General features: G+C 65.4%; 1 protein-coding gene. It reads right to left on the reverse strand.

Annotated elements, in window-relative coordinates:
• Nucleotides 1-55 precede the first annotated feature (55 nt).
• Nucleotides 56-456, reverse strand: a 401-nt coding sequence (locus KYG_RS18720) for a UTRA domain-containing protein (RefSeq protein ID WP_008906499.1), incomplete at its 5' end; no start/stop codon positions are given.

A 456-nucleotide genomic window follows, 5' to 3' on the forward strand; every position in this document is an offset into this window, starting at 1 on the left:
ATCAAGGTGCTGACGGCCTTCTATTCGAGCAGCGAACTGCCGCTCTGATGCCGGACTAGTCCGGTACCTCGACCCTGACCTGGATGGCGTCATGCCGCCAGAATTCCAGGTCGCAGTCGATCAGTCGCCCCTGCTGGTCGTGGTTGATGCGGGTGATGTGCAGCGCCGGACTGCCCTGGGCCACCCGCAGCGCCTGGGCCGCTTCCGGTAGCAGCGCCGTCGGCAGGATCTCGAAGCGCACCTCGCCGTAGCGGATATCGTAGCGGTCGCGATACAGCTCGGTGAGAGAGCGCTGCAGGTCGTGCTCCAGCAGGCCCGGGAAATAGGCGGCATTGAGGTAGTGCTCGACATAGAGCACCAGTCGGCCATCCACGCGGCGGACCCGGCGGATCTGATAGACGCTGGACAGCGCCGGCAACTCCAGCAGGCGGCAGATCTCCGCCGAGGCCAGCATCT

It is taken from the genome of Acidovorax sp. NO-1 (genome assembly GCF_000238595.1).
GTDB lineage: Bacteria > Pseudomonadota > Gammaproteobacteria > Burkholderiales > Burkholderiaceae_C > Acidovorax.